The sequence below is a fragment of the uncultured Microscilla sp. genome, assembly GCF_947493425.1.
Classification (GTDB): domain Bacteria; phylum Bacteroidota; class Bacteroidia; order Cytophagales; family Microscillaceae; genus Microscilla.
Genome location: NZ_CANLRP010000392.1, coordinates 1 through 1,273, shown reverse-complemented (window position 1 = coordinate 1,273; position 1,273 = coordinate 1). Strand labels below are relative to the sequence as shown.

Sequence of the window (1,273 nt, the reverse complement as noted above, 5' to 3'; positions counted from 1 at the left end):
CACTTGTAGCTTATGGCTAATTGCACCGATATTCATCGGTATCTAAGGACTTACTGCTACTTACTAAGGAAGCTCCCGACTCCCAACTACTGACTAAAAAACTAAAATATACCTAACATGCTAGTATAACTATCATATTATGAGAGAGTTATCTTCACTTGTAGCTTATGGCTAATTGCACCGATATTCATCGGTATCTAAGGACTTACTGCTACTTACTAAGGAAGCTCCCAACTACTGACTAAAAAACTAAAATATACCTAACATGCTAGTATAACTATCATATTATGAGAGAGTTATCTTTACTTGTAGCTTATAGCTAATTGCTTACTGCTACTTACCAAGGAAGCTTCCGACTCCCAACTACTGACTAAAAAACTAAAGAATATGAAAGTATTAGTAATAGATAATTATGATTCGTTTGTGTACAACTTAGTACACATGATCCGAGACTTGGGACATCAACCTGAGGTATACCGCAATGATAAAATCGAACTGGACACAGTGGCTCAGTACGACAAAATCTTGTTATCGCCTGGTCCTGGCATTCCCGAAGAAGCGGGTATCTTATTAGACCTGATCAAGACTTATGCACCCACCAAGAGTATTTTGGGGGTTTGTTTGGGGCATCAGGCTATAGCCGAAGCATTTGGCGCCGAATTGCTCAACTTGCCTACTGTGTTGCATGGCATTGCCTCTGCCAACCAGATACAAGACCCCAGCGAAGCTTTATTTAAGGGGCTTCCTATGAGTTTTTCTATTGGACACTATCATTCGTGGGTGATTAAAGAGGGAACCTTGCCTGCCGAACTGGTAGTAACGGGTAAAGATACGGAGGGCAATGTGATGTCTATCAGCCATGCCCAGTACGATGTAAAAGGACTACAGTTTCATCCAGAATCTATTTTAACCGATCACGGTATCCAGATTTTAGCCAACTGGTTGAACACGCCTGCTCCAGAAAATTATACCTTGATAAAAAAGAAATTAGTGAATAGTTTATAGTCAATAGTCGATTGTGACTATATTAAACTTCACATTCCCATTCTTGGGTTTGTAAGTCACTTAACATCAATGCAGTATAAAAACCGTGTAAGCTGTTTTAGCAGTCTATAGGCTTGATAGACTATGGACTCCTGGCTATGGACTTTTTAAATTTTACAAGACAACAATGGTTTGGAGTTACCCAGTGCCATATACACCAAGCAATACGATGGACTAAGGACTCCCGACTATGGACTTTTTAAATTTTACAAAACAACAATGGTTTGGA

The 1,273-nt window shown here is 39.4% G+C and carries 1 protein-coding gene; it reads left to right on the top strand.

The genetic code is table 11. The features are described 5' to 3' along the window. Positions 1–387: 387 nt before the first annotated feature. Positions 388–1,005, top strand: coding sequence for an aminodeoxychorismate/anthranilate synthase component II (locus tag Q0954_RS33955; RefSeq protein WP_299466532.1), 618 nt, complete (start codon positions 388–390; stop codon positions 1,003–1,005). The last annotated feature ends 268 nt before the right edge of the window (positions 1,006–1,273 follow it).

Coding starts and splice junctions, on each gene's coding strand:
- Q0954_RS33955 (WP_299466532.1), top strand. CDS start 388: ATGAAAGTATTAGTAATAGATAATTATGATTCGTTTGTGTACAACTTA.